15 protein-coding genes are annotated in these 22,914 nt (G+C 69.3%); 3 read left to right on the top strand and 12 right to left on the bottom strand.

What is annotated here, in order from left to right; translation table 11 throughout:
* Positions 1 to 6: 6 nt before the first annotated feature.
* Complete coding sequence (locus tag ACIBF5_RS04785; protein ID WP_396808121.1) at positions 7 to 858, bottom strand: Rieske 2Fe-2S domain-containing protein; 852 nt, start codon at positions 856 to 858, stop codon at positions 7 to 9.
* A gap of 83 nt (positions 859 to 941) precedes the next feature.
* Here ACIBF5_RS04785 and ACIBF5_RS04780 point away from each other — a divergent pair, with 83 nt between their 5' ends.
* Positions 942 to 2,003, top strand: a complete 1,062-nt coding sequence (locus ACIBF5_RS04780; protein ID WP_396808119.1) for an NAD-dependent epimerase/dehydratase family protein — start codon at positions 942 to 944, stop codon at positions 2,001 to 2,003.
* A gap of 9 nt (positions 2,004 to 2,012) precedes the next feature.
* Here the strand turns inward: ACIBF5_RS04780 and ACIBF5_RS04775 are convergent, their stop codons facing one another.
* Complete coding sequence (locus ACIBF5_RS04775) at positions 2,013 to 2,429, bottom strand: hypothetical protein (protein ID WP_396808117.1); 417 nt, start codon at positions 2,427 to 2,429, stop codon at positions 2,013 to 2,015.
* Positions 2,430 to 2,512: 83 nt separating this feature from the next.
* Positions 2,513 to 4,957 (bottom strand): protein kinase, encoded by a 2,445-nt coding sequence (locus ACIBF5_RS04770; protein WP_396808115.1) that lies wholly within the window; start codon positions 4,955 to 4,957, stop codon positions 2,513 to 2,515.
* Positions 4,958 to 5,348: 391 nt separating this feature from the next.
* On the opposite strand from ACIBF5_RS04770, the gene ACIBF5_RS04765 reads away from it, so the two are divergent.
* Positions 5,349 to 6,110, top strand: a complete 762-nt coding sequence (locus ACIBF5_RS04765; RefSeq protein ID WP_396808113.1) for a crotonase/enoyl-CoA hydratase family protein — start codon at positions 5,349 to 5,351, stop codon at positions 6,108 to 6,110.
* A 99-nt stretch (positions 6,111 to 6,209) separates the two neighbouring features.
* Here ACIBF5_RS04765 and ACIBF5_RS04760 read toward each other — a convergent pair whose 3' ends face one another.
* Both ACIBF5_RS04760 and ACIBF5_RS04755 read right to left on the bottom strand, forming a co-directional pair.
* Entirely contained in the window at positions 6,210 to 7,355 is a 1,146-nt protein-coding gene (locus ACIBF5_RS04760) for a DUF1996 domain-containing protein (protein ID WP_396808111.1), read from the bottom strand.
* Positions 7,356 to 7,828: 473 nt separating this feature from the next.
* On the bottom strand, positions 7,829 to 8,299 hold the full coding sequence (locus ACIBF5_RS04755; protein WP_396808109.1) for a type II toxin-antitoxin system PemK/MazF family toxin: 471 nt from the start codon (positions 8,297 to 8,299) through the stop codon (positions 7,829 to 7,831).
* Positions 8,300 to 8,642: 343 nt separating this feature from the next.
* Here ACIBF5_RS04755 and ACIBF5_RS04750 point away from each other — a divergent pair, with 343 nt between their 5' ends.
* Complete coding sequence (locus tag ACIBF5_RS04750; protein WP_396808107.1) at positions 8,643 to 9,161, top strand: DinB family protein; 519 nt, start codon at positions 8,643 to 8,645, stop codon at positions 9,159 to 9,161.
* A gap of 61 nt (positions 9,162 to 9,222) precedes the next feature.
* On the opposite strand, the gene ACIBF5_RS04745 is transcribed toward ACIBF5_RS04750, so the two are convergent.
* From ACIBF5_RS04745 to ACIBF5_RS04715, 7 genes are all read right to left on the bottom strand, one after another.
* Positions 9,223 to 10,338, bottom strand: a complete 1,116-nt coding sequence (locus tag ACIBF5_RS04745; protein WP_396808105.1) for an FAD-dependent monooxygenase — start codon at positions 10,336 to 10,338, stop codon at positions 9,223 to 9,225.
* Between the two features lie 167 nt (positions 10,339 to 10,505).
* A complete protein-coding gene (locus tag ACIBF5_RS04740; protein WP_396808103.1) occupies positions 10,506 to 11,288 on the bottom strand; it encodes a hypothetical protein in 783 nt (260 codons plus the stop codon).
* Between the two features lie 52 nt (positions 11,289 to 11,340).
* Positions 11,341 to 12,378 carry a Gfo/Idh/MocA family oxidoreductase gene (locus ACIBF5_RS04735; RefSeq protein WP_396808101.1) on the bottom strand — a complete coding sequence of 346 codons (1,038 nt, stop codon included), beginning with the start codon at positions 12,376 to 12,378 and terminating at the stop codon, positions 11,341 to 11,343.
* 157 nt (positions 12,379 to 12,535) lie between these two features.
* Positions 12,536 to 16,849, bottom strand: coding sequence for a discoidin domain-containing protein (locus ACIBF5_RS04730; RefSeq protein ID WP_396808099.1), 4,314 nt, complete (start codon positions 16,847 to 16,849; stop codon positions 12,536 to 12,538).
* Positions 16,850 to 17,010: 161 nt separating this feature from the next.
* Entirely contained in the window at positions 17,011 to 19,935 is a 2,925-nt protein-coding gene (locus ACIBF5_RS04725; RefSeq protein ID WP_396808097.1) for a discoidin domain-containing protein, read from the bottom strand.
* Between the two features lie 356 nt (positions 19,936 to 20,291).
* Entirely contained in the window at positions 20,292 to 21,920 is a 1,629-nt protein-coding gene (locus ACIBF5_RS04720; RefSeq protein ID WP_396808095.1) for a glycoside hydrolase family 13 protein, read from the bottom strand.
* A gap of 97 nt (positions 21,921 to 22,017) precedes the next feature.
* Positions 22,018 to 22,905 (bottom strand): carbohydrate ABC transporter permease, encoded by an 888-nt coding sequence (locus ACIBF5_RS04715; RefSeq protein ID WP_396808093.1) that lies wholly within the window; start codon positions 22,903 to 22,905, stop codon positions 22,018 to 22,020.
* Positions 22,906 to 22,914: the final 9 nt, after the last annotated feature.

The following is a 22,914-nucleotide window of genomic DNA, read 5'->3' as shown; positions in this document are numbered from 1 at the left end:
GCCCGGTCAGGGGAGCCGGATCTCCAGCACCCCGCCCATCACCCGGGTGGGCAGGGTCTGCTGGTCGGTGGCGCTCGGGCCGTGCACCACCTCGCCGTTGTCCAGTCGGAACGTGCTGCCGTGCCACGGGCAGACGACGCAGACCAGCCCGTCGACCTTGGTGACGTCCCCCTCGCCGAGCGGCCCGCCCTGGTGGCCGCAGTGTTCGAGCATCGCGGTGACCCGGTCACCGTCCCGGTAGATCAGCACCGGGACGTCGTTGACCTTCCGGGTCACCAGGCTCGCCTCGGGTAACGCGCCGAGGTCGGCGACCGGATGCCAGCCCTCGTCGAGGCGGTGCAGTTCGGGGACGGCCTGGTTGACCCCGGCGCCCATCTTGTACGCGAGGTGTCCACCGAGGAAGGCACCGCCGCTCGCTGCGGAGAGGCCCGCCCAGCCGAGGATGCGGCCGATCCCGTGCATGCCGCTCAGCCGGGTGCCGAGGGAGGCACCGTAGAGCGCCACGCCGATCCCGTTCGCGATCGCGTGGACGAGTCCGACCCGCCGCTGCGCCTGGGAGAGTGACGCCCAGTCGTTCCATCCGGCGATCGCCGCTGGTACGGCGCCGATCGTGCCGACCGCTACCAATGTGGTCGCGGCCCGACGCTGGCCGGGCAGCAGGTCGAGAATGGCGCTGGCGGTCCAGGCGCCGACCGGCACCTGGACCAGCACCGGGTGCAGTGGATGTCCGAGCCAGACCCCGTGCAGCAGGTCCCGCATCCAGCGACGGGGCAGCGCGGACCAGATGCCACGCTGGATCTGGTCCCCCACCCGGTCCAGCTGGTTCGCCTGTTCGAGTCTTGTCAGCACCGCTCGCATCGGCGAGGGATTCCCGGATCGACACGGAGCAAACCGGGCCGGTGGAACAGGTATGACGGGACGTCGGGCGGGTAGAGACGGGGATGCGGATCGCCATCACCGGAGCCACCGGCAACGTCGGAACCGCGCTGCTGCGCCGGCTGGCCGACGAACCGGACATCGAGCTGATCGGCATCGCCCGGCGGCCACCGCCGCCCGACGCCGGTCACCCGTACGACCGGGTGCGGTGGCACGCACTGGATCTCGGAGAACCCGACAACGTGCCCCGGTTGACCGACGTGCTGCACGGCGTCGACGCGGTGGTCCACCTGGCCTGGCAGATCCAGCCCAGTCACCGCCGGGCACTGCTGCGGCGTACCAATCTGACCGGTACGCGGCACCTGCTGCACGCGATCGACGGGGCCGGGGTGACGACCCTGGCGTACGCCTCGTCGATCGGCGCGTACGCCCGGGGGCCGAAGGATCGTCGGGTCTCGGAGAGCTGGCCGGCGACCGGGGTCGGTGGTTCGGGTGACAGCACCGACAAGGCTGCGGTGGAGGCGCTGCTCGACGGGGTCGAGCACGACCACCCCGAGCTGCGGTTGATCCGGATGCGGCAGGCGTTGGTGTTCCAACGGGACGCGGGTGCCCAGATCCGGCGCTACTTCATCGGCCGGGTGCTGCCGGTCTCCTGGTTGCGCTCGGGACGGCTGCCGGTGGTACCCCGGAACAAGCGCCTACGCGCTCAGGTGGTGCACGCCGACGACCTCGCCGAGGCGTACCGGTTGGCCTTGCGCGGCAACGCGTCGGGTGCCTTCAACATCGCCGCGGAGCCGGTGCTCGACGGGCCGGTACTCGCCGAGAATCTGGGCGGCCGGGCGATACCGATGCCGATCTTCCTGCTCCGGATGCTGGCGAAGGCGGCGTGGCGGCTGCGGCTGCTCCCGACCGAACCTGGGTGGATCGACCTCACCGCCGGGGTGCCGCTGGTGGACTGTTCCCGGGCCGAGCAGGAGTTGGGTTGGCGCCCCCGGCACGATGCGCGGGAGGCGGTACGCGACCTGTTCGACGGGATCGCGGTCGGCGCAGGCACCGGGAGTACGGCACTGCGGCCGGAGCCCCGGGCGATGGGACAACGCCTCAACCGCCGCCCGGCACCCGGGTAGGAGCACCGCTCAGCCCAGGTCCTTCTCGTCGTCGGCGACCGGACCACCGAGTTCGCCGGTCCCGTACGGGTCGAGCACCTGACGTACGCGCCGTCCCCAACGCTCGTGCGCGGCCTGGCGGCTGATTCCGGCGGCACGCGCGATCAGCTCCCAGGTCACTCCCCAGCGGCGGAGCCCGATCAGGCTGCCGGTCGGGTCGATGCCCGTCCTCAGCTCGATCCGGAACCGGAGGAGCTGGGCCGCCACCTCCCGTTGCGCGCCGACGGGAGTGTCCTGTTCGGCCTGCCACCGCGCGGAGCCGGGCACCGGTCGCCCGCCGAGCAGCAGGTCCGCCTGCTGGCTGGCCTCGTTCGCCGCCGCGTGCTCGGCGGCGCGGGCAGCCGGGGTCACGTCCACGGTCAGCGCGGTGTTCATCAACTGATCCACTACGTCAAGCTATCCCTGACGAAGCTGCCTGTCCACCAGTTTGGAGCGCCCAACCGACCCTCGCCGCCGACCGGCGCCAGGGCTCAGCCGAGTTGCCACTTCTGATTGGCCTTGCCTGAGCAGTCCCAGATCTGCAACTTGACGCCGTTGCCGTCCCTGGAGTCGATCACGTCGACGCACCTGTCCGCCCGCACGTTGACCAGGTCCTCCGCCTTGTTCAGGGTGAACTTCTGGGACGCGTTGCCGTTGCAGTCGGCGAGGATGACCGCCGTCCCGTTGCTCGTCGAGCGCCCGGCCACGTCGAGGCACTTGCCCAGTGAACGGACCGTACCGTCGCTGGGAAAGGTGAAATGCTGTCCCGCCACGTGCGCACAGCTCCACATCTGCAACCGGACGCCCGAGGTGGCGACGCTGTCCGGGATGTCGATGCACCGCCCGTTGCCCTTGTTGACGATCGCGTCCCCGACCACCGCCGGGGGCTGCGGCTTGGTCGGAGACGGAGGAGCAGCCGGAGGTGCCGCCGGCGGTGCCGCCGGAGGTGCCGGGGTAACTCCCTGCTGGCCGGTGTTCCCCGGACTCGGCGTGGGCGTACCCGCGACCGGCGGCGGGAGCTGCTGTCCCGCGCTCGGTTGACCTGGCGTCGGCTGGCCAGATGCCGGCCGACCCGGTGCCGACGAACTTGGCGGCGAGGTGATCTGGAAGCCCCCGAGCGCCAGCGAAAAGGCTTCCTGGCTGCTGACCCAGACGTCGTCCGGCGTGATCCAGCCGATCGCGTACGCCTGGCCGTTGGCGGTGACGAACGTCCGGCTGATGGCGTGCATCCGTACGTCGCCCTTCGGGGTGTACGTCCACTCCCACTCGGCGGCCCGTAGGTGATAGACCACCGCATCAACCCGCACCTGGCGATACTCGGGGTACCGCCCGCTGCCACGCTCGGACTTCTCCCGCTCCCGCACCTGGGCCACCAGGTCCGGCATGACCTGACCCACCTCTTCGACACTGAGCGTCCGCGAGCCGTTCGGCTCGCGGAACTCGACCCGATTGCCGTCACGGTGCCACGGCCACCCGTCCGGCACGAGCATGGAAAAGTTCGGATTGTCCCGGAAGTAGTGCCAGCCGGCCGCGGGCGGAGGGAGGGTTCTCGACACCGCCGCCTCGGCGAGCACGGACTGACTGTCGCCCGGCGCCGGCTCTGTCCCCGACCCTCTACCACCACCGAGGTGACCGCTCAGCGCGAGGCCAACCATGAGCACGAGCAGTACCGCGGCGCTGACCGTTCCGATCACCAACCCTCGTCGCTGCCGCTTCGGCGGTAGGGCATCAACGCCAGGAGCGCCGCCGCTCCCGGCTTTCGCGAATCCCCCTGCACCCACCCCGACTGGTGTGGCGGTGGGCATCGGCGCCGAAGGCGTCACGCCGGCGGCCGGGCCGGCAACGGCCGCGGTCCCGGTACCGGTGCCGGTGCCGGTGCCGGTCGTGGCCGCGGTCCCGGTGCCGATGGTGGCCGGGGTGCCGCTCAAGGTCGCGCTGCCGGCCACGGCGGCGGTCGCGGTCGGCACGAGTTCCGGCACGACCGGGGGGTAGGGCTCCTCGGCCGGCCCGGTCGGTGTACCCGAGTTGGTCTGGGCGCCCGGGGCTCCTGCTCGCGGCAGGCCCGCCGGCACCACCAACTCCGCCGGACCCGCCGGCCCGGGTGGGCGGATCGCGTACGCGGCGGCGGCCCTGTTCAGCAGACGTTCCGCCTCCTCGGCGTCGATCCGCTGCTCGGGGTCGCGCCGCAACAATCCTTCGAGCAGGTCGGCCAGGAGACCGGCGCGCTGGGCCGGCGGCGGAATCTCCGTGGCCAGCGCGACCAGCGTCGCCATCGCCGAAGACCGGTTGTACGGGGTGCGCCCCTCCACCGCGGCGTAGAGCGTCGCACCGAGCGACCAGAGATCGGCGGCGGGGCCGACGAGACCGTCTGTCGCCCGCTCCGGGGCGAGGTACGCGGGCGAGCCGAGCACCATGCCGGTCTGGGTCACGTGGGGGTCACCGGGAATCGTGGCGAGGCCGAAGTCGGTCAGCACCACCCGACCGTCGTCGGCGAGCAGCACGTTGGCCGGCTTGACGTCCCGGTGCAGTACGCCGGCGCGGTGCGCGGCGCGCAACGCGGCCAGCACGCCCTGTCCGATCCGTGCCACAAGAGCCGGCGGCATCGCACCCTCGGCCCGGAGGACCTGGTGCAGTGAACGCGACTGCACGAACTCCATCACGATCCACGGGTCGCCGCCGGCGTGTACCACGTCGAAGATGCGTACCACGTTGTCCTGGTCGAGACGGGCGACCGCGCGTGCCTCACGCATCGAGCGCTCGCGCATCTCGCTGCGCTCGTCGTCGGTCAGTCCCGGCGGGGGCACCAACTCCTTGATGGCGACATCCCGTTCGAGCGTTTCGTCACGGGCCTGCCATACGCGGCCCATGCCGCCCTGTCCGAGCGGATGTACCAGTCGGTAGCGGTCGGCGATCAACTGTCGGGGGGCGTCGGGCACGACAGGACCGTACCTGGCGATGTTATCGCTCCCCATTCTCGGGGCCGGCGGATACACGACAGTTGGAACCGTCACACTCGCTTGTGTCACTTTTCCGCTCGACAATTCCGGATACATCTCCACTTCCGAAGCACCCACTGTCGCCCATCGCGATGTTACCGATACGTAGATAGATGTTCGACGATATACATCGAAGGGACTCGAATTACCGACAGCACGACCCGGCGGACGCGAGCCGGTCAGGGCTGGTCGATCCCGGACGCCGGCGGATGTGGCGTCCAGCCGGTCTAAGGTGCCGACCCGGTTCGCCTGGCGCCCATCCTGCACGACCGGGGTGACACTTCTGACGTCACCGGTTCCACAACCAACGGAACCGGGGCATCCTGGACCGATGGTCGTACGGGTGGAACGCAGCGGTCCGGTGACAACGGTGATCCTCGACCGGCCCGAACGCCGTAACGCGGTCGACGGCCCCACCGCCCGCGCGCTCGCTGACGCGTTCCGTGCCTTCGACGCCGACCCCAACGCCTCCGTCGCGGTGCTCTGGGGCGCCAACGGAACGTTCTGCTCCGGCGCCGACCTCAAGGCCATTGGTACGCCGAGCGGCAACCGGGTGGAGCCGGACGGCGACGGCCCGATGGGACCGACCCGGATGCGGCTGCGCAAGCCGGTGCTCGCCGCCATCTCCGGGCACGCGGTCGCCGGTGGCCTGGAACTCGCCCTCTGGTGTGATCTGCGGATCGCCGAATCCGACGCGGTCCTCGGTGTCCTCTCCCGACGCTGGGGAGTTCCCCTGATCGACGGTGGCACCGTACGGCTGCCCCGGCTGATCGGCGAAAGCCGGGCCATGGACCTGATCCTGACCGGCCGCCCGGTGCCAGCCGTCGAGGCGTACGAGATGGGGTTGGTGAACCGCCTCGCAGCCCCGGGCGGTGCCCGCGCCGAGGCGGAGGAACTCGCCGCCCAACTCGCCGCTTTCCCCCAGACCTGCCTGCGCAACGACCGGCTCGCCCTGCTCTCCGGTGCCGGCCGAACGGAACCGGACGCACTCGCCGCCGAACTCCGGTACGGCATGCACTCGCTCGCCGCTGACGCGGCTGCCGGCGCGGCCCGCTTCACCGCGGGCGCGGGCCGCCACGGCACGCCCGCCTGAACCAGCGCGGGGGGGTACGCACCACGCAACGGCGGCGGACCACTCCCGCCGTTCGGGGAGCCGTCCGCCGCCGTCTGGTGGCGCAGGGTGACCTTCGGCCTAGAAGTTACCGGCCGAGTTGCACTTCGCCTTCTGGTTCAGGCAGTTGCGGACCCGCGACGCCAGGGCGTCGTCGTCCCACGCGTTGAAGAAGTCGGCGTGCATCGAGAAGGAGGTGCCGGACGCCAGGGTGATGCCGTCGGTGTTCGCGCTCAGCGGGTAGCCGATGACGAACGACACCGAGGGGATCGGCACCGGGTGGCTCTTCGGGCAGGCGCCGGTGTGGTCACCGTTCGCCACGTGCGCCTTGTGGTCGGGGCTGTCCAGGTGCTTGCCGTCCCAGCAGTCCGGGAAGGTGATCTGGCGGACGATGTGCGCGGTCGGGGCGCAGACCGGGAAGGTCTTGTCGGCGCTGCGGCCGACCTCACCGCCGATGCCGGCGCACCAGAAGTGGTTGCCCTGCTTGTCCGGGGTGTCGACCTGGTTCTTCGCGTCGCCGACGACCATGCGGAAGCCGAACGGGAATGGCTGCGTCTTGCTCGGGTCCTTGAGGCGGGAGCCGTAGTAGACGGTCACGTCCTCGGGGTCGACAACCTTGCCGTTCTGGTACATGGTCGGCACCCAGTAGGCGGAGCGGTCCTGGGGCGAGTTGCAGGTGGTCGGTGCGGAGGCCCGCAGCGAGTCGGCGGTCGACTTGGCGTTGGTCGACTTGTTGCCCCAGAACGTGTGGTTGTGCGAGGCACCCGCCAGACCCGGCAGCACGATCGGGTCGTCGCTGTTGTGGTGGCTGGTCTTACAGCCGACGTTGAACTCGGCGACCCGGACCGGGTTACCGGTCACCGGCTTCGGCGTGCGCGCGAAGAATGCCTTGGTCGCGGCGGCCTGAGCAGCCGCGTCGATGGTGATCCAGCCACCGGACGAGGTGGGCGGCGGTGCGGCGGCGGTGGTGGTGGGGGACTTCGGACCGCTGCCCGTAGCCGAGGGGCTCGGCGAGGCGGAACCACCGGGGGTGGCCGAGGGGGCACCGGGAGTGGCGGACGGGTCGGTGGGGCCGGTGGGGCCGGTAGAGCCCATGCCGGTCGAGCCGGATGGTCCGGACGCGCCGGGCGTGGTCGGCAGTTCCTTGCAACCACCGGCGAGCGCGACGCTCAGCAGCAGCAGTGCGGTGACGGACCGACGTTGTCTGGGGGTGGGTCGCAACTTCATCTGGAGGCACACCTTTCTTCCAAGCAGGAAGAGTACGAGTGCGCCGGTGCGTTATTCGAGCCGGGACGATTATTTCTGCCTTAAATCTCGGCTGGACGCCTACCAGATCAGCTTACGAAAATCGCCCGACTGTCGGACGGATCTCATTTTCCTAATCTTTGCCTAAAAACCGTAATGGACGGCGTGCCGCCCGCTCGGGGAGGCGTCACGGCTCGGTGAACAAGGCTCGGACCAGCACTGCCCGGCGAGAGTACGCCGACACGCCGCGCCCAGGCGATCCCATCCCTCCGAGAATGCCCATCTTCTGCCCACCGTACGCGCGATTTGCGGCGCGATCCGTCCACTCCGGAATTGCGCGCCCGCCCCGCCCATTGGTGCGACCATTCGGTCGTCCGTTCGGTCATCCGTTCATCGTGGACGGATAGGAGTGGACGGCTCGGGTCCGGCCCTCTCACCGGACCCGCCCAATACCGTCAGCGCCACCCGTACGTGGCGCGCAACGCCTCGCTGACCCGCTCGAACCGGGCCCGGTCGAGCACCGCGCCCTCACGACGGATGCTGTCCTCCCGCATCGTCAGCACCCGGTCGAGCCGCAGGAAGCTCGGTCGGTTGTCCCGGTCCCACTCACCGGGTCCGAGCGCGAACCAGTGCCGCTGGCCGTGGCGCTCACTCTGGCTGGAGAGCATCAGGCCGTACAGGGTGCGGCTCTGCCGGCCGACGACCAGCACGGGGCGGTCCTTGCCCTGACGCGGATCGTCCTCGTACGGCACCCAGGTCCAGACAATCTCGCCCGGATCGGCCTGCCCGTCCAGCTCCGGTGCGTACGTCAACTGTCGCCGTTGCAGCGCCGCGAGCTGCCGCCGCCGTGCGACCTGGGCGGGAGTGGGGCCCGGAGTGGGGGTGGTGGACCGTCGTCGGGCAATCTGGCCAACGCGTGTCGCCACGTTTCTCAAGAGATTTGCCACGCCGGCACCCTACCCCCGGTACGGCGTCCGCCCCTTACCTGGCGCTGGTCGTCCCCACCCGGGGTTCCCGGTTAGGGACTTGCGTTGTCCCGAGCGGTCCGCCGGTCAACCGCGTCCGGCGGAGAGCCTCAACCGCGTTGGGATCGACGCAGTGATCACAGAAGTCGACCCGCTCGGCCAACCGTCTGATCCCGGATACCTGGTACAGCTCCTCGACCACAACGTCCACGTCAGACCGCATCGTTCCAGACTGGGTTCGACCCGGAAGTGTCGGTGGGCTGACTTACTTTGAGTCATCGGACCCAGACCGAAAGGTGACATCATGACCACGCCGACCAGCACTCTCACCGGAGAGCGCGCGGACCTGCTCGAAGCCCTGGGTAAACAGCGCTACTTCCTCCGCTACACCACCCGCGACCTCGACGACGAGCAGGCGGCGCTCCGCACCACCGCGAGCGAGCTGTCCCTGGGTGGCCTGATCAAACACGTGACCCTGACCGAGCAGGGCTGGGCGCGGTTCATGGTCGGCGGCGCCGAGGCGATGGAGCACGGGGGCGAGGCAGAGCCCACCGAGTGGGCGGACACCTTCAGGATGGTCGACGGCGAGACCCTCACCGGCCTGCTCGACGCGTACGAGCAGGTGGCGCGGAAGACCGACGAACTGATCGCCACACTCGACCTGGACCTGTCCCACCCGCTGCCGGCAGCGCCCTGGTTCGAGCCGGGCAAGACCTGGTCGGTACGGCGAGTGACGGCACACCTCATCGCCGAGATCTCCCAGCACGCCGGCCACGCGGACATCATCCGTGAATCGCTCGACGGCTCGAAGAGCATGGGCTGAACCGGCTAGGCCAACTCGCCGGGCCGGTAGCTGACGGGACGGTCAGGGCTGCGGGATCGGGTCAGGGCTGGCGGAAGAGCGGGGCGTAGTTCGCCCGGAACATCCGCCGGCCGACCCCGGCCATGACCGTGTCCCGCAGCACCGGCGCCAGCCCGAGGGCGTGATCCCGGCGGTGGGTCTGGCCGAGCACCCAGTCCGTACGCGGACGACGGCGCAGTTCGTACCCGCGCAGTGCCTCGCCGACCGTACCTGCCGTACGCAGGGACTCGGCCAGCACGAGCGCGTCCTCCAACGCCATCGCGGCGCCCTGCGCCATGTTCGGCGACGTGGCGTGTGCGGCGTCGCCGATCAGCAGGACCGCGCCCCGGGTCCACGAGTCGAGCACGACCTCGCGGTTCGGCCCGGCGTACACCGCGTCGGCCCCGGCGTCGTCGAGCGCGCCCAGCAGCGTCGCCGCCGGCTCGCCGAACCCGACCCGGATCTCGTCCCGCCAACCGGGTCGGTCGCCCCCCTTGCCGGCGTTGTAGTAGCAGTAGACCTGGTCGGCGCTGATCGGAATGGTCAGGAACTGGGTTCCCGGCCCGAACCTCACCGACCAGACCGGTTCGGAGTCGATCCGAGGGGCGAGGAAACGGTAGGCGTACTGGTCGAGGGATCGCGGCTGCGCCCCGTCGAAGGCCAGCCGTCGTACGGTCGAGTTCACCCCGTCGGCACCGATCACCAGGTCGTAACGCTCGGTGCTGCCGTCGTCGAACTCGACCGCGACCTGCTCCCCCTCCGCGACCAGCGTGACCGGGTGCCGACCCCAGCGGACCGGTTGCTCCTCGATGCCGGCGAGCAGCACCCGGTGCAGTTCGGCGCGGTGCAGCGAGAGGCAGGGGCCCACGCCGCGCCACAGTTGCGCCACGTCGACCTCGAAGAGACGTCGACCCCGGCTGTTCGCGGTGCGCTGCCGCTCGATCTCCACGGCCGCCTCGGCGACCGGCTTGAACAGGCCCAGCGTCCTCAGCGCGCGGGCCGCGTTGCCGGGCAGGTAGAGGCCGGTGCCAGTGGTGGTGAGGCCGGCGGAGCGCTCGACCAGGTCGATCGTCGCCCCCCAGTCACGCAACGCTCTGACGGTGGCCAGACCAGCGATGCCGGCTCCGACGACCAGTACCCGGATACCACGACCCCGCACGTCCAGCTCCCCACTCCTGCCGACCGGCGGTCCCCGCACCGACCCGGGCCGCCGGGGGCCACTGTAGGGCGGAACCGGTTTCCGAGTCCCAGCCGAGTGAGCATGCTCTCGGCCGAAGGCCGGTCTCCGGCCCTGTCGGCCGGGACGGCGGTCGCTGCTGGTCCCGGTCAGCCCGGCACGACGACGGGGCCGAGAATCCAGCGCAGAACGTACGTCAGCATGGTCAACGCGAGCCCGAGGCCGATGCCGATCAGGAAGCCCTCGTAGCCGCGCCACCGCTTCCAGCCCGGCCCGTCGACGCCGGGCAACCTCTGCGCCAGTGCCGCGCGCGGATCGGGCCGCCACCGTTCCCGTCCCACCCAGGCGAGCACCCCCAGCCCGTACGGGATCAGCGAGATCCAGAACCAGAACCACTTGGTGCCGTGGACCGGAGCCGCTCCGGGGACCAGGGTGAACAGGAAGACCACCATCGCCACCGTGGCGATCGACTGGGCGGCGAACCCGATCCAGTGCAGGTTGATTCCGCTACCTCCGCGTCCCACCGCGGACGTCAGGTCCGCGATCAGGCGGCGTTGCGGCGGGATGTCGCCGACGGTCTGGTTGCCCGACTGGTCGATCGTGCTCTGCGGACCGGCGTCGGTGTAACGGACCCGACCGGACGTCGTCGTCCAGGCCACCACGCTGCCGCCGTAGTCGCCCCGCATGTCGGGGGTCGCACCCCAGAAGTCGCCGGGGCGAATACCCCAGCCGGTCCGGACGGAGGTCACCGCACCGGCGGCGATGTCCCGTCGCGCCTGGTCGGCGTCGCTCGGACGGGGTGCCGACCACCAGGCCAGCATGGCCCAGACGAACCAGAGCAGCACGACGAATCCGCCCACGGTCGGCGTGAACCGTGCCCGTCCCTCACCTGCTCGGGGTCGCCGCCACGGCACCACCGACCCGAACGACATCACGCGAACCCCATCCCCGCTGGGCTTCCAGACATCGGTCAGCGTCTCACGATTATGCGAGGTCGAGCACCCGGCCCTCGATCGCGCTGGTCCGGGCCGCGGCGAGCACCTCAAGGCTGGCGACCGCGTCCCACGGGTCGACCGGCACCGGGCCGGCTCCACGTACGGCGGCGGCGAAGGCGGGGTAGAACGTGTCCCACCGGCCGCGTTCGGTCGGTACGGTGCTGCGGGTCGTACCGCGCTGGAGACGACCCCAGCGCACCTCGGGTTCGACCCCCCAGCGCTCACCCTCGGTGGCCGGTGACCGACCCGCGATCAGGTCGTCCTCCTGTCCGCCGGCGCCGTCGATGACGTAACTGCCGGTGGTGCCGGTCACCCGGAACCGCGGGCCGGGCGCACCCTGGACCCAACTGCCCCAGAGCTGGGACCGTACGCCGCCGACGTGCTCCAAGCTGACGAAGAAGTCGTCGTCGAGACCGCCGAGGTCGTCCCGTACCCGCATCTCGGCGTAGACCCGGGCGACCGGGCCGAAGAGCAGCATGGCCTGGTCGACCAGGTGGCTGCCGAAGTCGCGCAGGGTGCCGCCGCCCGCCGCCGGCGGTCCCGGATCCGGGTCGAACCGCTCGAACCGCGACTCGAAGCGGGTGACCGCGCCCAGTTCCCCGTCCGCGATGAGCCGGCGCACGGTCAGCAGGTCCGCGTCCCAGCGACGGTTCTGGTAGACGCTCAGTACGACTCCGGAGCGCTCGGCCAGTTCCACCGTCTCCCGCGCTGACACGGGGTCCAGCGCGAACGGCTTGTCGACCACGACCGCCAGCCCGAACCGAATCGCCTCCTGGGCCAGCGCCACGTGGGTGTCCGCCGGGGTGGAGATCGCGACCGCCTCCACACCCGCCTCGACCAGCGCCGCCAACGAGTCGTACGCGGCCGTACCGGGCCGGTCCCGGGCCAGTTCGTCCCGGCGTGACGGGTTCGTGGTCACCACTCCGACCAGCTCGCAGCCGGGGGCCGAGGCGATCAGGGGGGCGTGGAAGTACCGCCCGCCGAAGCCGTACCCGACGAGTCCGAACCGTACCGCTGATGTTGACATGAAATGATCATATGACTGGCCGTGCCAGCAGGGACGGGGGTCCGGACAGTGATCGACGTCAGTGACCCGGACATGACAGTGCCGCCGGGAGAACGAGCCTCCCGGCGGCACCTGTCACCGGTTACCTGCTACCGCCTGCCGACGTACCGCGTCACCCTCACGGGTTGACGGTGATGGTGAAGGTCGACGTGGTGTTGCGGATGTTCTGGAAGTTGTTGCTGAACCGGACGTTGTTGAAGGTGGCGGAACCGACCACCGGACCCTGGCCGGGCTCGGGCAACTCGTTCGCCCAGATACCGAATCCGGACTTGGCGTCGAAGGCGTCACCGCTCTTCTGCGCGCCACTGATCGAGATGTTGGTGAGAACGGTGTCGGTCACCGCCTGGGTGGCCTGACCACCGCTGTAGTTCGACTGGAACATGATGCCGTGGTACGTCGGGTCGACGATGTCGACGTTGTTGATACGGATGGCGCGTAGCTCCTTCGACGCGGCAAAGATCCAGATCGCGGGGAATGTCTGCGCGCCCCAGAAGTGACCACCGGCCCGGACGATCGAGGCGTTCTCGATCGTCGTGAGCCCCGGACCGAACCCGATGAACGGATAACCGAAGTCGAGCGAGCTGATCGTGATGCCGGAGTAGGTCAACATGTCGGCGATGTACATGTTGCGGAAGATGTTGTTCTGTCCGCCGTACACCGCGACACCCGCCGCACGCCAGGTCAGCGTGGCGGTCAGGTTCTCGAACACGTTGCCGGTGTTGGCACCGCCACCGCTGTCGGTCGCGGAGAAGAGCGCGAACGCGTCGTCACCGTTGGTCCGACCCTCGACGTTGCTGATCAGGTTGTTGTTGCTGCCGTTGGTCATGTTCGTGCCATCGGCGTACGTGTTCCGGATCCGGGAGTTCTTGATCGTGGTGTTGGTGACCCCCAGGCCCCAGAACATGCACATCTGGTGCTCCACCCAGATGTTGTCGAACGTCATGTTCGAGGTGCGGGAGAGGTTGAACACCTTGCCCGGCCCGTCGATACGGGAGGTGTAGTTCCCGAAGTACGAGAAACCGGTGAAACTCGACCCGTTCGCCGACGCCTGCGCGTCGAAGCCGACATCGGTGTTCTCCTGGTTTGCCGGCGCGGCGAACCGGGTGTACCAGGGACCCGCGCCGACGATCTGGAGCGCCTTGCCGTACACGTTGAACTTCGACTGCGTCTGGTAGGTGCCCGCCGGCAGGTAGACACCGATCAGGTTGGCGTCCTGCCGGGCCCGGTCCAGGGCATTCTGTACGTCCTGGTGGGTGAAACCGGTCGGCACCGCGAACCGGGCCGGGTCCGGGTTCGCCACCGCGGCGACCAGTTCCGTGTTGATGAAGTCGATCGCGTACGTGGTGGTGTTCGCGGCGTCCTTCTGGAGCTTGATCTTGCTGCCCGCCGGGATGGTGGCGTCCAGGAAGATGTTCGCCTCGTCGTAGATGTGCCGAGGCGCACCCGCACCCGGGGAGTTGCTCGGGCCGGCCTCGGCCCCGTAGAGCCAGATGTACTTCGAGGTCAGCGGGATCGCCTTGTGGAACACGTTGTCGACGTAGACGTTGAGCGTCGAGTTGATCCCGCCACCACCCGGCGCGTCCGGGATGGAGAAGCGGGTGACGAGCGTGTTCGTACTGGCCTTGGTGGTGAACTCGACGAAGTTGCCGGTCGAGTTCAGGGTCACCGCGCGGCGCCCGGACGCCTCACCGGCCAGGTCACCGATGACCCGGTTCGGCCCGACCACCTGCGCGCCGCCGCCGACCAGGCCGTCCTCCGCCTCGTACATCTCGTACGGCAGGTTCGCCCCACGACCGACGAAGAACCCGGTGGTGCTGGTGTTGTTGACCCGCTTCACCGGCAGCTCGTTGGCGTCGTCGGCGAGCACGACGCGTACGTCGTACCGGCCGTTGACGGCGGTCCAGGTGCCGAGGTTGACCGGGGCGGTGGTGGCACCGGCCGCGATCGTGCCAGTGTAGGAACCGGTCAGGGTACGCAGCACCGCGCCGTTGGCCGGGTTGACCACCGTGAGCGTGATGCCGTGGGCGCCACCGGCGGAGGCGACCGTGCCCTGGTTCTTGATCGCCACCGTGAAGGTGACCGTGTTACCGGCGGCCGGGTTGCTCGGCGACCACGCCACCGGCGAGACGACCAGGTCCGAGCTGGCCACCGGCGAGACGACCAGCGAGGACGGGTTGGTGAAGCTGTTGTTCGTGTCGTTCTGCTCGATCACCGTGTTCGCCTCGTCGACCTTGGCGCTCAGCGGGTAGGTTCCCGCGTTGCGCGGACCGACGTTCGCGGTGACCGTGGTGGAGGCACCCGCCGCCAGCCCACCCACCGAGGCGGTGCCGGCGAGCGTCGTACCCAGGTAGAAGTTGACGTTGCTCGCGGGTGAGGCGGCGCTGCCGCCGTTGCGGACCGTGGCCGACAGGGTGACCGCGTCGGTCTCCACCGGCGAGGTCGGGGTGAACGCCATCCCGGTGATGGTCAGGTCCGGGTTCGGCGCCGGCACGCCGATGATCTGGATCTCGGCCACCTGCCCGCCCGGAGCGCCGCTGTTCGAGGCGATCGAGAGCCGGACGTCGGCAACCGTGGCACTGACCGGGATCGTCACCGTGTTCCCCGTCGCCGGGCTGAAGTTGTAGCCCTGCGCCCCGGAGATGCTGGTGAACGAGGTGCTGCTCTGCTCCCGGCCGAGCACCTGGATGTTCTGCGTACGCGGACCCCAGGCAGCGTCCGGGTTCAGCTTCACCACGATCTGGTTGACCGTGGCGTTCGCGCCCAGTGCGACCGTCAGCACGCTCGGGAAGTTGTTCCCCTCCCAGTAGGTGGCGACGTTGTTGTCGTTCGCGTTGGTCGGCACGAAGGTGAAGGTCGATCCCGAGGCGGTGACCGGCTTGCCGACGGCCAGGTTCGAGCCACCGGGGGTGCTTCCGGTACGGGTCACCGTGTTGCTGTTGCCCGACTGGTTCCCGGCCGCGTCCTTCGCCCGAACGTAGTACGACACCGTCGCCGTCGCCGGCTGACTGTCGGTGTACGTCAACACGTTCCCCGCCACGCTGGTACGCAACGCGCCGTTGGCGTAGACGTCGTACCCGCTCACCCCGACGTTGTCACTCGACGCACCCCAGGCCAGCCGAATCTGCCCCGACCCCGGCTCGGTGAAGGTGAGGTTCCCCGGCACGGTCGGCGCCTGGTTGTCTCCACCCGGCGTGCCGGTACGGGTCACCGTGTTGCTGTTGCCCGACTGGTTCCCGGCCGCGTCCTTCGCCCGAACGTAGTACGACACCGTCGCCGTCGCCGGCTGACTGTCGGTGTACGTCAACACGTTCCCCGCCACGCTGGTACGCAGCACGCCGTTGGCGTAGACGTCGTACCCGGTCACGCCCACGTTGTCGGTCGAGGCGTTCCAGGTGAGCCGAATCTGCCCCGATCCCGGCTCGGTGTAGGCGAGGCTCCCGGGCGCGGTCGGCGCCTGGGTGTCACCCTCCGTCGGCCCGTACACCTCGAACTCGGAGAGTTGCCCGGCCGGCCAACCGGTGTTGGCGGTGATGTTCAGCCGCACGTAGCGGGCGGCGGCGGCGTTGAAGTTGATCGTCACGGTGTTGCCGGTGGCCGGGTTGAAGGTGTACCCGGCCGACGCCACGATGGTGGAGAACGGCCCACCGCTGTTGTTACTGCCCTGCACGCTGAGCGTCTGCGTACGGGTCTGCCAGGCGGAGGCCGGCGGCAGCTTCAGCACCAGCCGGTTCACGCTGACGGCAGAGCCGAGGTCAGCCTGGATCCACTGCGGGAACGCGTTGTTGGCGCTCTCCCAGTAGGTGTTGGCGTTGCCGTCGTTCGCGTTGCCCGCCCCGTAGACGTCGGCGAAGCTGCTCGCGGACACGGAGACCACCGCCGCAGCGGCGGCGAGGTTGACGTTCGAGACCGCCGCCTCGTGCGCCTCCAACTCGGCGAGCTGCGCGGCGCCAGCACCGCTGTTGGCGGTGACGTCGGCCCGGACGTACCGGGTGTTGGTGGCCGGGAACTTGACCGTCACCAGGTTCCCGGCCGACGGGCTGAAGGTGTAGCTGGCCGAGCCGACGATGGTGCTGTATGCCGTACCGTCGGGGCTGCCCTGGATGGCGAGCGTCTGGGTCCGCTTCGACCAGCCCTTGGGCAGCTTCAACGTGACCCGGTCGATGGTGGCGCTCTTGCCGAGGTCGACCGTGGCGGCCTGCGGGAAGGCACCGCTGCCCTGCCAGTAGCTCCCCTGGTCACCATCTTTGATCTTGGCGGCGTCGTGGCCGGCGGCGGCACTGGTCGCCGCGGCGGCTCTGCCTGCGGCGAGGTTGGTCGGGCTCGTCTGGTCGACGGGCGCGGCTGATGCTGGCAGGGCTGGCGCGAGCGACACGACCAGTCCGGTCGCGAGCGTCGCCGCCAGCGGACGCCAGGGGACGGGGTTGGTTCTCATTGCGTTCCTCCAACTTCGGGCTGGAACGTCAGAAGGGGTGGCGCGAAAGCCCTACGGGCCGACGGGACGGGCAACATCACCCGCACCCAATTAGTGCCGACGGGAGGGAAGGAAGGGCCCCTTGTTATCGCTTTCCGTTGTACAAGGGGCCCTTCCTAACCTCAGGAGGCGTAGACCTCGTACTCGGAGAGCTGACCGGCGGGCCAGCCGGTGTTACCGGTGAACGTCAGACGCAGGTACCGCTGCGAGGTCGCTGGGAAGGTGACCGTGGCGGTGTTGCCCGAAGACGGGTTGAAGGTGTAGCCCGCCGATGCCTTGAGGGTCGCGTACGGCACCTGACCGGTGGTGGAGCCGAGCACCGACAACGTCTGGGTACGCGTCTGCCACGCCGCCGCCGGTGGGAGCTTCAGTACCACCCGGGACACCGACCGGACCTGCCCGAGATCGACCGTGATCGACTGCGGGAAGGCGTTGTTGGCGCTCTCCCAGTAGGTGTTCGGGTTGCCGTCGACCGCGTTCGCGCCGCCGTACACGTCGGCCACGGTGGTCACCGTGATCGGCCGACCGAGGGCCAGGTTGCTGTTGGCCGGCGGCGGAGTGGTGGGCGGAGGTGTGGTGGGCGGGGGCGTCGTCGGCGGAGGCGTGGTGGGCGGCGGAGTGCTGCCGCTGCCGTACACCTCGAATTCGGAGACCTGACCGGCCGGCCAGCCCGTGTTGCCGGTGAAGGTCAACCGGAGGTAGCGACGGTTTGCCGACGGCAGGACGATCGACACCGCGTTACCGGTGGCCGGGTTGAAGGTGTATCCGGCCGACGGGACGATCGCGGGGAAGCTCCCGTCCGCCGAACCCTGGACCGTGAAGGTCTGGGTACGGGTCTCCCAGCCCGGCGGCAGCTTCACCACCACCCTGTTGGTGTTCACCACCGTACCGAGGTCGACAGTCAACGACTGTGGGAAGGAGCCGTTGGCGCTCTCCCAGTAGCTGGTGGCGCTGCCGTCGTTGGCGTTCGACGCCACGTACCCCTGGGAGGTGCTGGTCGCCGTGATGGTCCTACCCTGCGCCAGGTTGCCGCCCGGGGGCGTGGTCGGGGGCGTGGTGGGCGGGGTCGTCGGCGGTGTGGTGGGCGGTGTGGTGGGCGGCGTGCCCGTCGGCGGCGGACTGGTCGGTCCGTTGTTCCAGACCGGCGTCGGCCAGGGGCCGCAGTCCGGGGTGTCGGTGTACCAGCCCGAGTTGCCGGAGCCCTGGGTGATCTGGAACCCGCTGCCGACACAGTTGTGGATCGGCTTGGGCTGGGCGATCCCGCTGGCTCGTACGTTGGTGAAGGAAACCTGGCTGTTCGCCTGCACCTGGAGCGCGTACGTCCCGGCCCCGACGATGTTGACGTTGTTGAAGTTGATTCCCCGGGTCTGGCCCTCGATCCAGTGCAGCGCGGCGTACGAGCTGTCCAAAATGTCAGTGTCGGTGATGTTGATGGTGGGGTTCTGGAACGCCTCGTTGAGTGCGGAGAACCAGATCGCCCCAACCCCGAACTGCCAGTTGTAGTCGGAGTTGCCGTTGCGGATCAGGGTGTTACGGGCGATCGTCCAGGTGCCGAGCACCGCGGTCTGCCCTTGCACGCCGGGGTATCGGTTGGCGACGTGGATGCCGCCACCGTTGGTGAGCGAGTCGGCGGTCACGTTGTCCGTGATCTTGATGTCCCGGCCACCGTAGCTGACCAGGTGGTTCGCCAACAGCGTCACACCGATGGTGTTGTGGGTGAAGGAGTTGTTGACGTTCGGCACGTTCTGCGCCCACATCGCCAGCGCGTCGTCGCCGGTGTTGCGGACGAACGTGTTGGTGACCGTGGAATTGGTGACCCCGGTGTGGAAGTTCACCCCGTCCGCGGTCTGGTCCAGGATGCGGCTGTTGCGGATGGTGAAGTTGTCCATCGGGCCGTCCATCCAGGCCCCGACCTTGGTGTGCTGCATCCAGATGTTGTCGATGACCGAGTCCGTCATCGCCCCGCCGAACGCGTTCACCTGGTCGTCGTCGACCCGCTCCCGGATGTCGCCGATGATGGCGAAGTCCCGCACGGTGACGTTGCGGCTGGGACCGTTCGCCTCGTGCGGGCGTACCGGACCGGTGTAGCCGCCACCCGGGACGTACTTGCCGTAGATGCCGACGGCCCGGTTGCGCTGGGTCGGGTGCCGCCCGCCGAGCACCGAATACCACGGGCCGGCGCCGCGCAGCGTCACTCGGTCGACCACCACGTGGTCCCAGAGGGTGAAGTTGCCCTGCGGAATCCACACCGCCCGGCCCTGCGCCGCTCCGGCGTCGACCGCCGCCTGGAAGTCGGCGGTGGAGTCGGTCGCACCGGTCGGGTCGGCACCGAAGTCCGTCACCACGTCGATCACGTTCGCCGGCTTCTCGATCGGTCCGCCGACCAGCTCGAAGTCGGCGAGGTCGATGGTGAAGCTGGGCGACTGGGCGGTGGAACTGACCTGGAGCCGCACCTTGGTGCCGGCCGGGTAGGTGGACCCGAACAGGGTCCGGGCCTCGTCGTAGAAGTGGTGCGGATTGGTGTCACCCGGGTTGTTGTTGAACGGGTAACCGCCGTAGTACCAGCCGTACTTCGAGGTCACCGGCACGGCCTTGACCACATTGCCGTTGATTCGCAGGTCGATGGTGGCGTCCCGGCCGGTGCCGGCCGGGCTGTCCGGAATGCTGTACCGGAAGGTCACCGCGTCGGCTGGCCGGGTCAGGGTGAACTCGACGTACTCGCCGACCCCGTCCAGGGTCACCGCCTCCCGGCCCGAAGCCTCGGAGGGGAGCTGACCGTAGTAGCGGGTCGGGCCAATCTTGGAACCGTTGTGGGCGACGTTCTCCGCTTCCTGCTCGACGAAGGGCACGGTGGCGCCGCGGCCGACGATGTCGAACGGGGAGAGGCCGGCGGCCTGGGCGGGCGCAGCCGACGTGAACGTGAGGACGCTGATCGACGCCGCGGCCATCGCGGTGCTGGCGAGAACTGCCAGCCCGACCCGGGCGCGGTGGGTGCGAGGTGCGGTGGTGGTGCCGGGCGTGGGCGCGCCGGCAGCATGGATGGCCATGGGATCCCTTTCGTCAGGAAAACCAATTCCCCTGTACGTGGAGCCGCGTGGAGCCGCAATCAGCAATGGATCAGGGCGCGTAGACCTCCCCTTCGAGCGAACCGGCCGGTGGAGCGGCCGGTGTTGAGGGTGGCGACGGAGCCGGGACGTCCGACCGCCGCCGGAAGAAATCGGGGGTACGGCATGTCCGCCGGAAGAAATCGGGGGTACGGCATGTCCGCCGGGAGACGGGGTCGGCGTCCCCTCCACCGGCGGACACCACCGTGCCGTCGCGGGTTTGGAAGGGGCCCTTCCTCTACAAAAAGCGATAACAAGGGGCCCTTCCTTACCCCCGGCGGTGTCTCGGCGGGGCATGACTACGCCGTTCCGGTCCGGAGCCAGACAGCGGTGTCCGGGGGGAGTAGATCCCCGTCGAGCGGCCCGCTGGCGAGCAGCCGCGACCGGTGCGCCGGCAACGGCACCGGGGCGTCCGAGAGGTTCACCACGCAGGCGAACTCCTCGCCACGGGCGAAGGCGAGCACCTCGGCCGGGGTGTCGAGCCAGCTCATCGGGCCGTCACCGAGACCGGCCTCGGCCCGACGGATCCGGAGCGCCTCCTGGTAGAGCGTCAGCATCGAGGACGGATCCCCTATCTGCGCCTGGGCGGTACGCCCCTTCCACTCCGCCGGCTGCGTCAACCAGGGCGAGGTGGTGGCCCCGTCCGGGCTGAAGCCGAACGGGGGCGCGTCCCCGGACCAGGGCAGCGGCACCCGGCAGCCGTCACGACCCGGGTCGATGTAACCGGAGCGCGGCCACATCGGGTCGGTACGCTGCTCCGGCGGGACGTCGACCTCCCAGAGCCCCAGCTCCTCGCCCTGGTAGACGTACGCGGCACCGGGCAGGGCGAGCGAGAGCAGGGCTGCCGCGCGGGCCCGTACGGTCCCCAGTTCGAGGTCGGTGAAGATCCCCTCGCGCTTCTTGGCGAAGCTGAACGTGGTGTCCTCGCGGCCGTACCGGGTGACGTGCCGGGTGACGTCGTGGTTGGAGAGAACCCAGGTGGCAGGTGCACCGACCGGCTCGTGTGCGTTCAGGGTGCCGTCGATGCTCTCCCGCAGTGCCGCCGCGTCCCAGGCGCAGCCGAGGAAGTCGAAGTTGAACGCGGCGTGCAGTTCGTCCGGGCGCAGATAGTTGGCGAACCGTTGCCGGTCCGGCATCCAGACCTCGCCGATCAGGGCGCGGTCGCCCGGGTACTCGTCGGCGATCCGCCGCCAGCTCCGGTAGATCTCGTGCACTCCGTCGAGGTCCCGGAACGGGTGTGGTCGGTCGGGCAGCGTCTCCGGCAGGGTTCCGTCCTTGACCAGCAGCCCGGCGGAGTCGATCCGGATGCCGTCGACGCCTCGGTCGAACCAGAACCGCAGTACGTCCTCGAACTCGGCCCGTACCAGTGGGTGTTCCCAGTTGAAGTCGGGCTGTTCGGCGGTGAACAGGTGCAGGTACCAGTCGCCGGGGGTGCCGTCCGGGTTGGTCGTCCGGGTCCAGGTCTCGCCGCCGAACTCACCGACCCAGTCGGTGGGCCGCTGGTCGCCGTTCGAGCCCCGACCGGGGCGGAACCAGAACAGCTCCCGTTCGGGTGCGCCCGGCCCACCGGCCAACGCCGCCTGGAACCACGGGTGCTGGTCCGAGCAGTGGTTGGGGACCACGTCGACGATAGTCCGGATGCCGAGCACGTGGGCCTCGGCGATCAACGCTTCGACCTCGGCCAGGGTGCCGAACACCGGGTCGATGTCCCGGTAGTCGGCCACGTCGTAGCCGGCGTCGGCCATCGGCGAGGGGTACCAGGGACTGAACCAGATCGCGTCGACGCCAAGCGCGGACAGGTGATTCAGCCGGGACCGGATGCCGGCGATGTCGCCGATGCCGTCGCCGTTGCCGTCGGCGAAGCTACGTGGATACACCTGGTAGATCACCGCTCCACGCCACCACGGACTGTTGTCTGCTGTGGACACGAGCACCTGCTTTCTGGGTCAGTACGTCGGCGGGTTCGCCAGACCTGGATGTGTGCCGGGCGAACGTTCGTTGTCCGCCACTGGGGATGACGCGCAGCTATCCCTTGAGGCTGCCCGTGGTCAGACCGGACATGATGTTCCGTTGGAAGACCAGGAAGATGATGACGGTCGGGATCGCGGCGATAACCGATGCGGCGATCACCACGTTCATCGGCGTACCGCCCGAGAAGGCGTAGATGCCGACACTGACCGTCCGGGTCTCGGGTGACGGCATGACCAGCTTCGGCCAGAGAAAGTCCTTCCAGACCGCGGTCACGGCGAAGATCGAGACTACGCCGAGGATCGGACGCGACATCGGCAGAATGATCGACCAGAGCGTACGGAGCGACGTCGCCCCGTCCATCAGGGCAGCCGCGATCAGGTCCTCCGGGATCGAGTCGAAGAACCGCTTCAGCAGGAAGATGTTGAACGCGTTCGCGACCAGGGGCAACCAGATCGCAAACGGCGAGTCGAGCAGGTTGATGTGCAGGATCGGCAGGTCGATCACGGTCACGTACTGCGGGACGATGAGCACCATCGCCGGGATCATCAGCGTGGCGAGCATCGCGCCGAGGATCACGTTGCCGAATATCGGGCGAAGTTTCGACAGGGCGTACGCCGCCGCGGTGTCAAAGACGAGTTGGAATAGCACCGCGCCGGCCGCGTAGTAGAACGTGTTGAACAGCAGCTTCGCGAGGTCCAGGTTGTTCCACGCGTCGGCGTAGTTCCGCCACTGCGGATCCTGCGGGAGCAGCGTCGGCGGGGTCTGCGCGATCTCCTGGCCGGACTTGAGCGCGCCGGTGACCATCCAGTAGAGCGGGCCGAGGAAGACGAGGGTGAACCCCACGACGACGACGGTGAGCAGCGTCCAATAGATCACCCTGCCGCGCCCCCGGCTGAGCTGGGCCTGGGAGATGAGTGTGCGGGTCCCGGAGTCCTGTGCCATGGGTCGCCC

The sequence above is a fragment of the Micromonospora sp. NPDC050417 genome (assembly GCF_044458865.1).
GTDB lineage: Bacteria > Actinomycetota > Actinomycetes > Mycobacteriales > Micromonosporaceae > Micromonospora_G.
Note: the sequence above shows the minus strand (reverse complement) of the source record. Positions and strands in the feature narration are given on the sequence as shown.

Excerpts from the sequence above, each read along its gene's own strand:
- ACIBF5_RS04785 (WP_396808121.1), bottom strand. The coding sequence starts at position 858 with ATGCGAGCGGTGCTGACAAGACTCGAACAGGCGAACCAGCTGGACCGG.
- ACIBF5_RS04780 (WP_396808119.1), top strand. The coding sequence starts at position 942 with ATGCGGATCGCCATCACCGGAGCCACCGGCAACGTCGGAACCGCGCTG.
- ACIBF5_RS04765 (WP_396808113.1), top strand. The coding sequence starts at position 5,349 with ATGGTCGTACGGGTGGAACGCAGCGGTCCGGTGACAACGGTGATCCTC.
- ACIBF5_RS04760 (WP_396808111.1), bottom strand. The coding sequence starts at position 7,355 with ATGAAGTTGCGACCCACCCCCAGACAACGTCGGTCCGTCACCGCACTG.
- ACIBF5_RS04750 (WP_396808107.1), top strand. The coding sequence starts at position 8,643 with ATGACCACGCCGACCAGCACTCTCACCGGAGAGCGCGCGGACCTGCTC.
- ACIBF5_RS04740 (WP_396808103.1), bottom strand. The coding sequence starts at position 11,288 with ATGTCGTTCGGGTCGGTGGTGCCGTGGCGGCGACCCCGAGCAGGTGAG.
- ACIBF5_RS04735 (WP_396808101.1), bottom strand. The coding sequence starts at position 12,378 with ATGTCAACATCAGCGGTACGGTTCGGACTCGTCGGGTACGGCTTCGGC.
- ACIBF5_RS04730 (WP_396808099.1), bottom strand. The coding sequence starts at position 16,849 with ATGAGAACCAACCCCGTCCCCTGGCGTCCGCTGGCGGCGACGCTCGCG.
- ACIBF5_RS04725 (WP_396808097.1), bottom strand. The coding sequence starts at position 19,935 with ATGGCCATCCATGCTGCCGGCGCGCCCACGCCCGGCACCACCACCGCA.
- ACIBF5_RS04715 (WP_396808093.1), bottom strand. The coding sequence starts at position 22,905 with ATGGCACAGGACTCCGGGACCCGCACACTCATCTCCCAGGCCCAGCTC.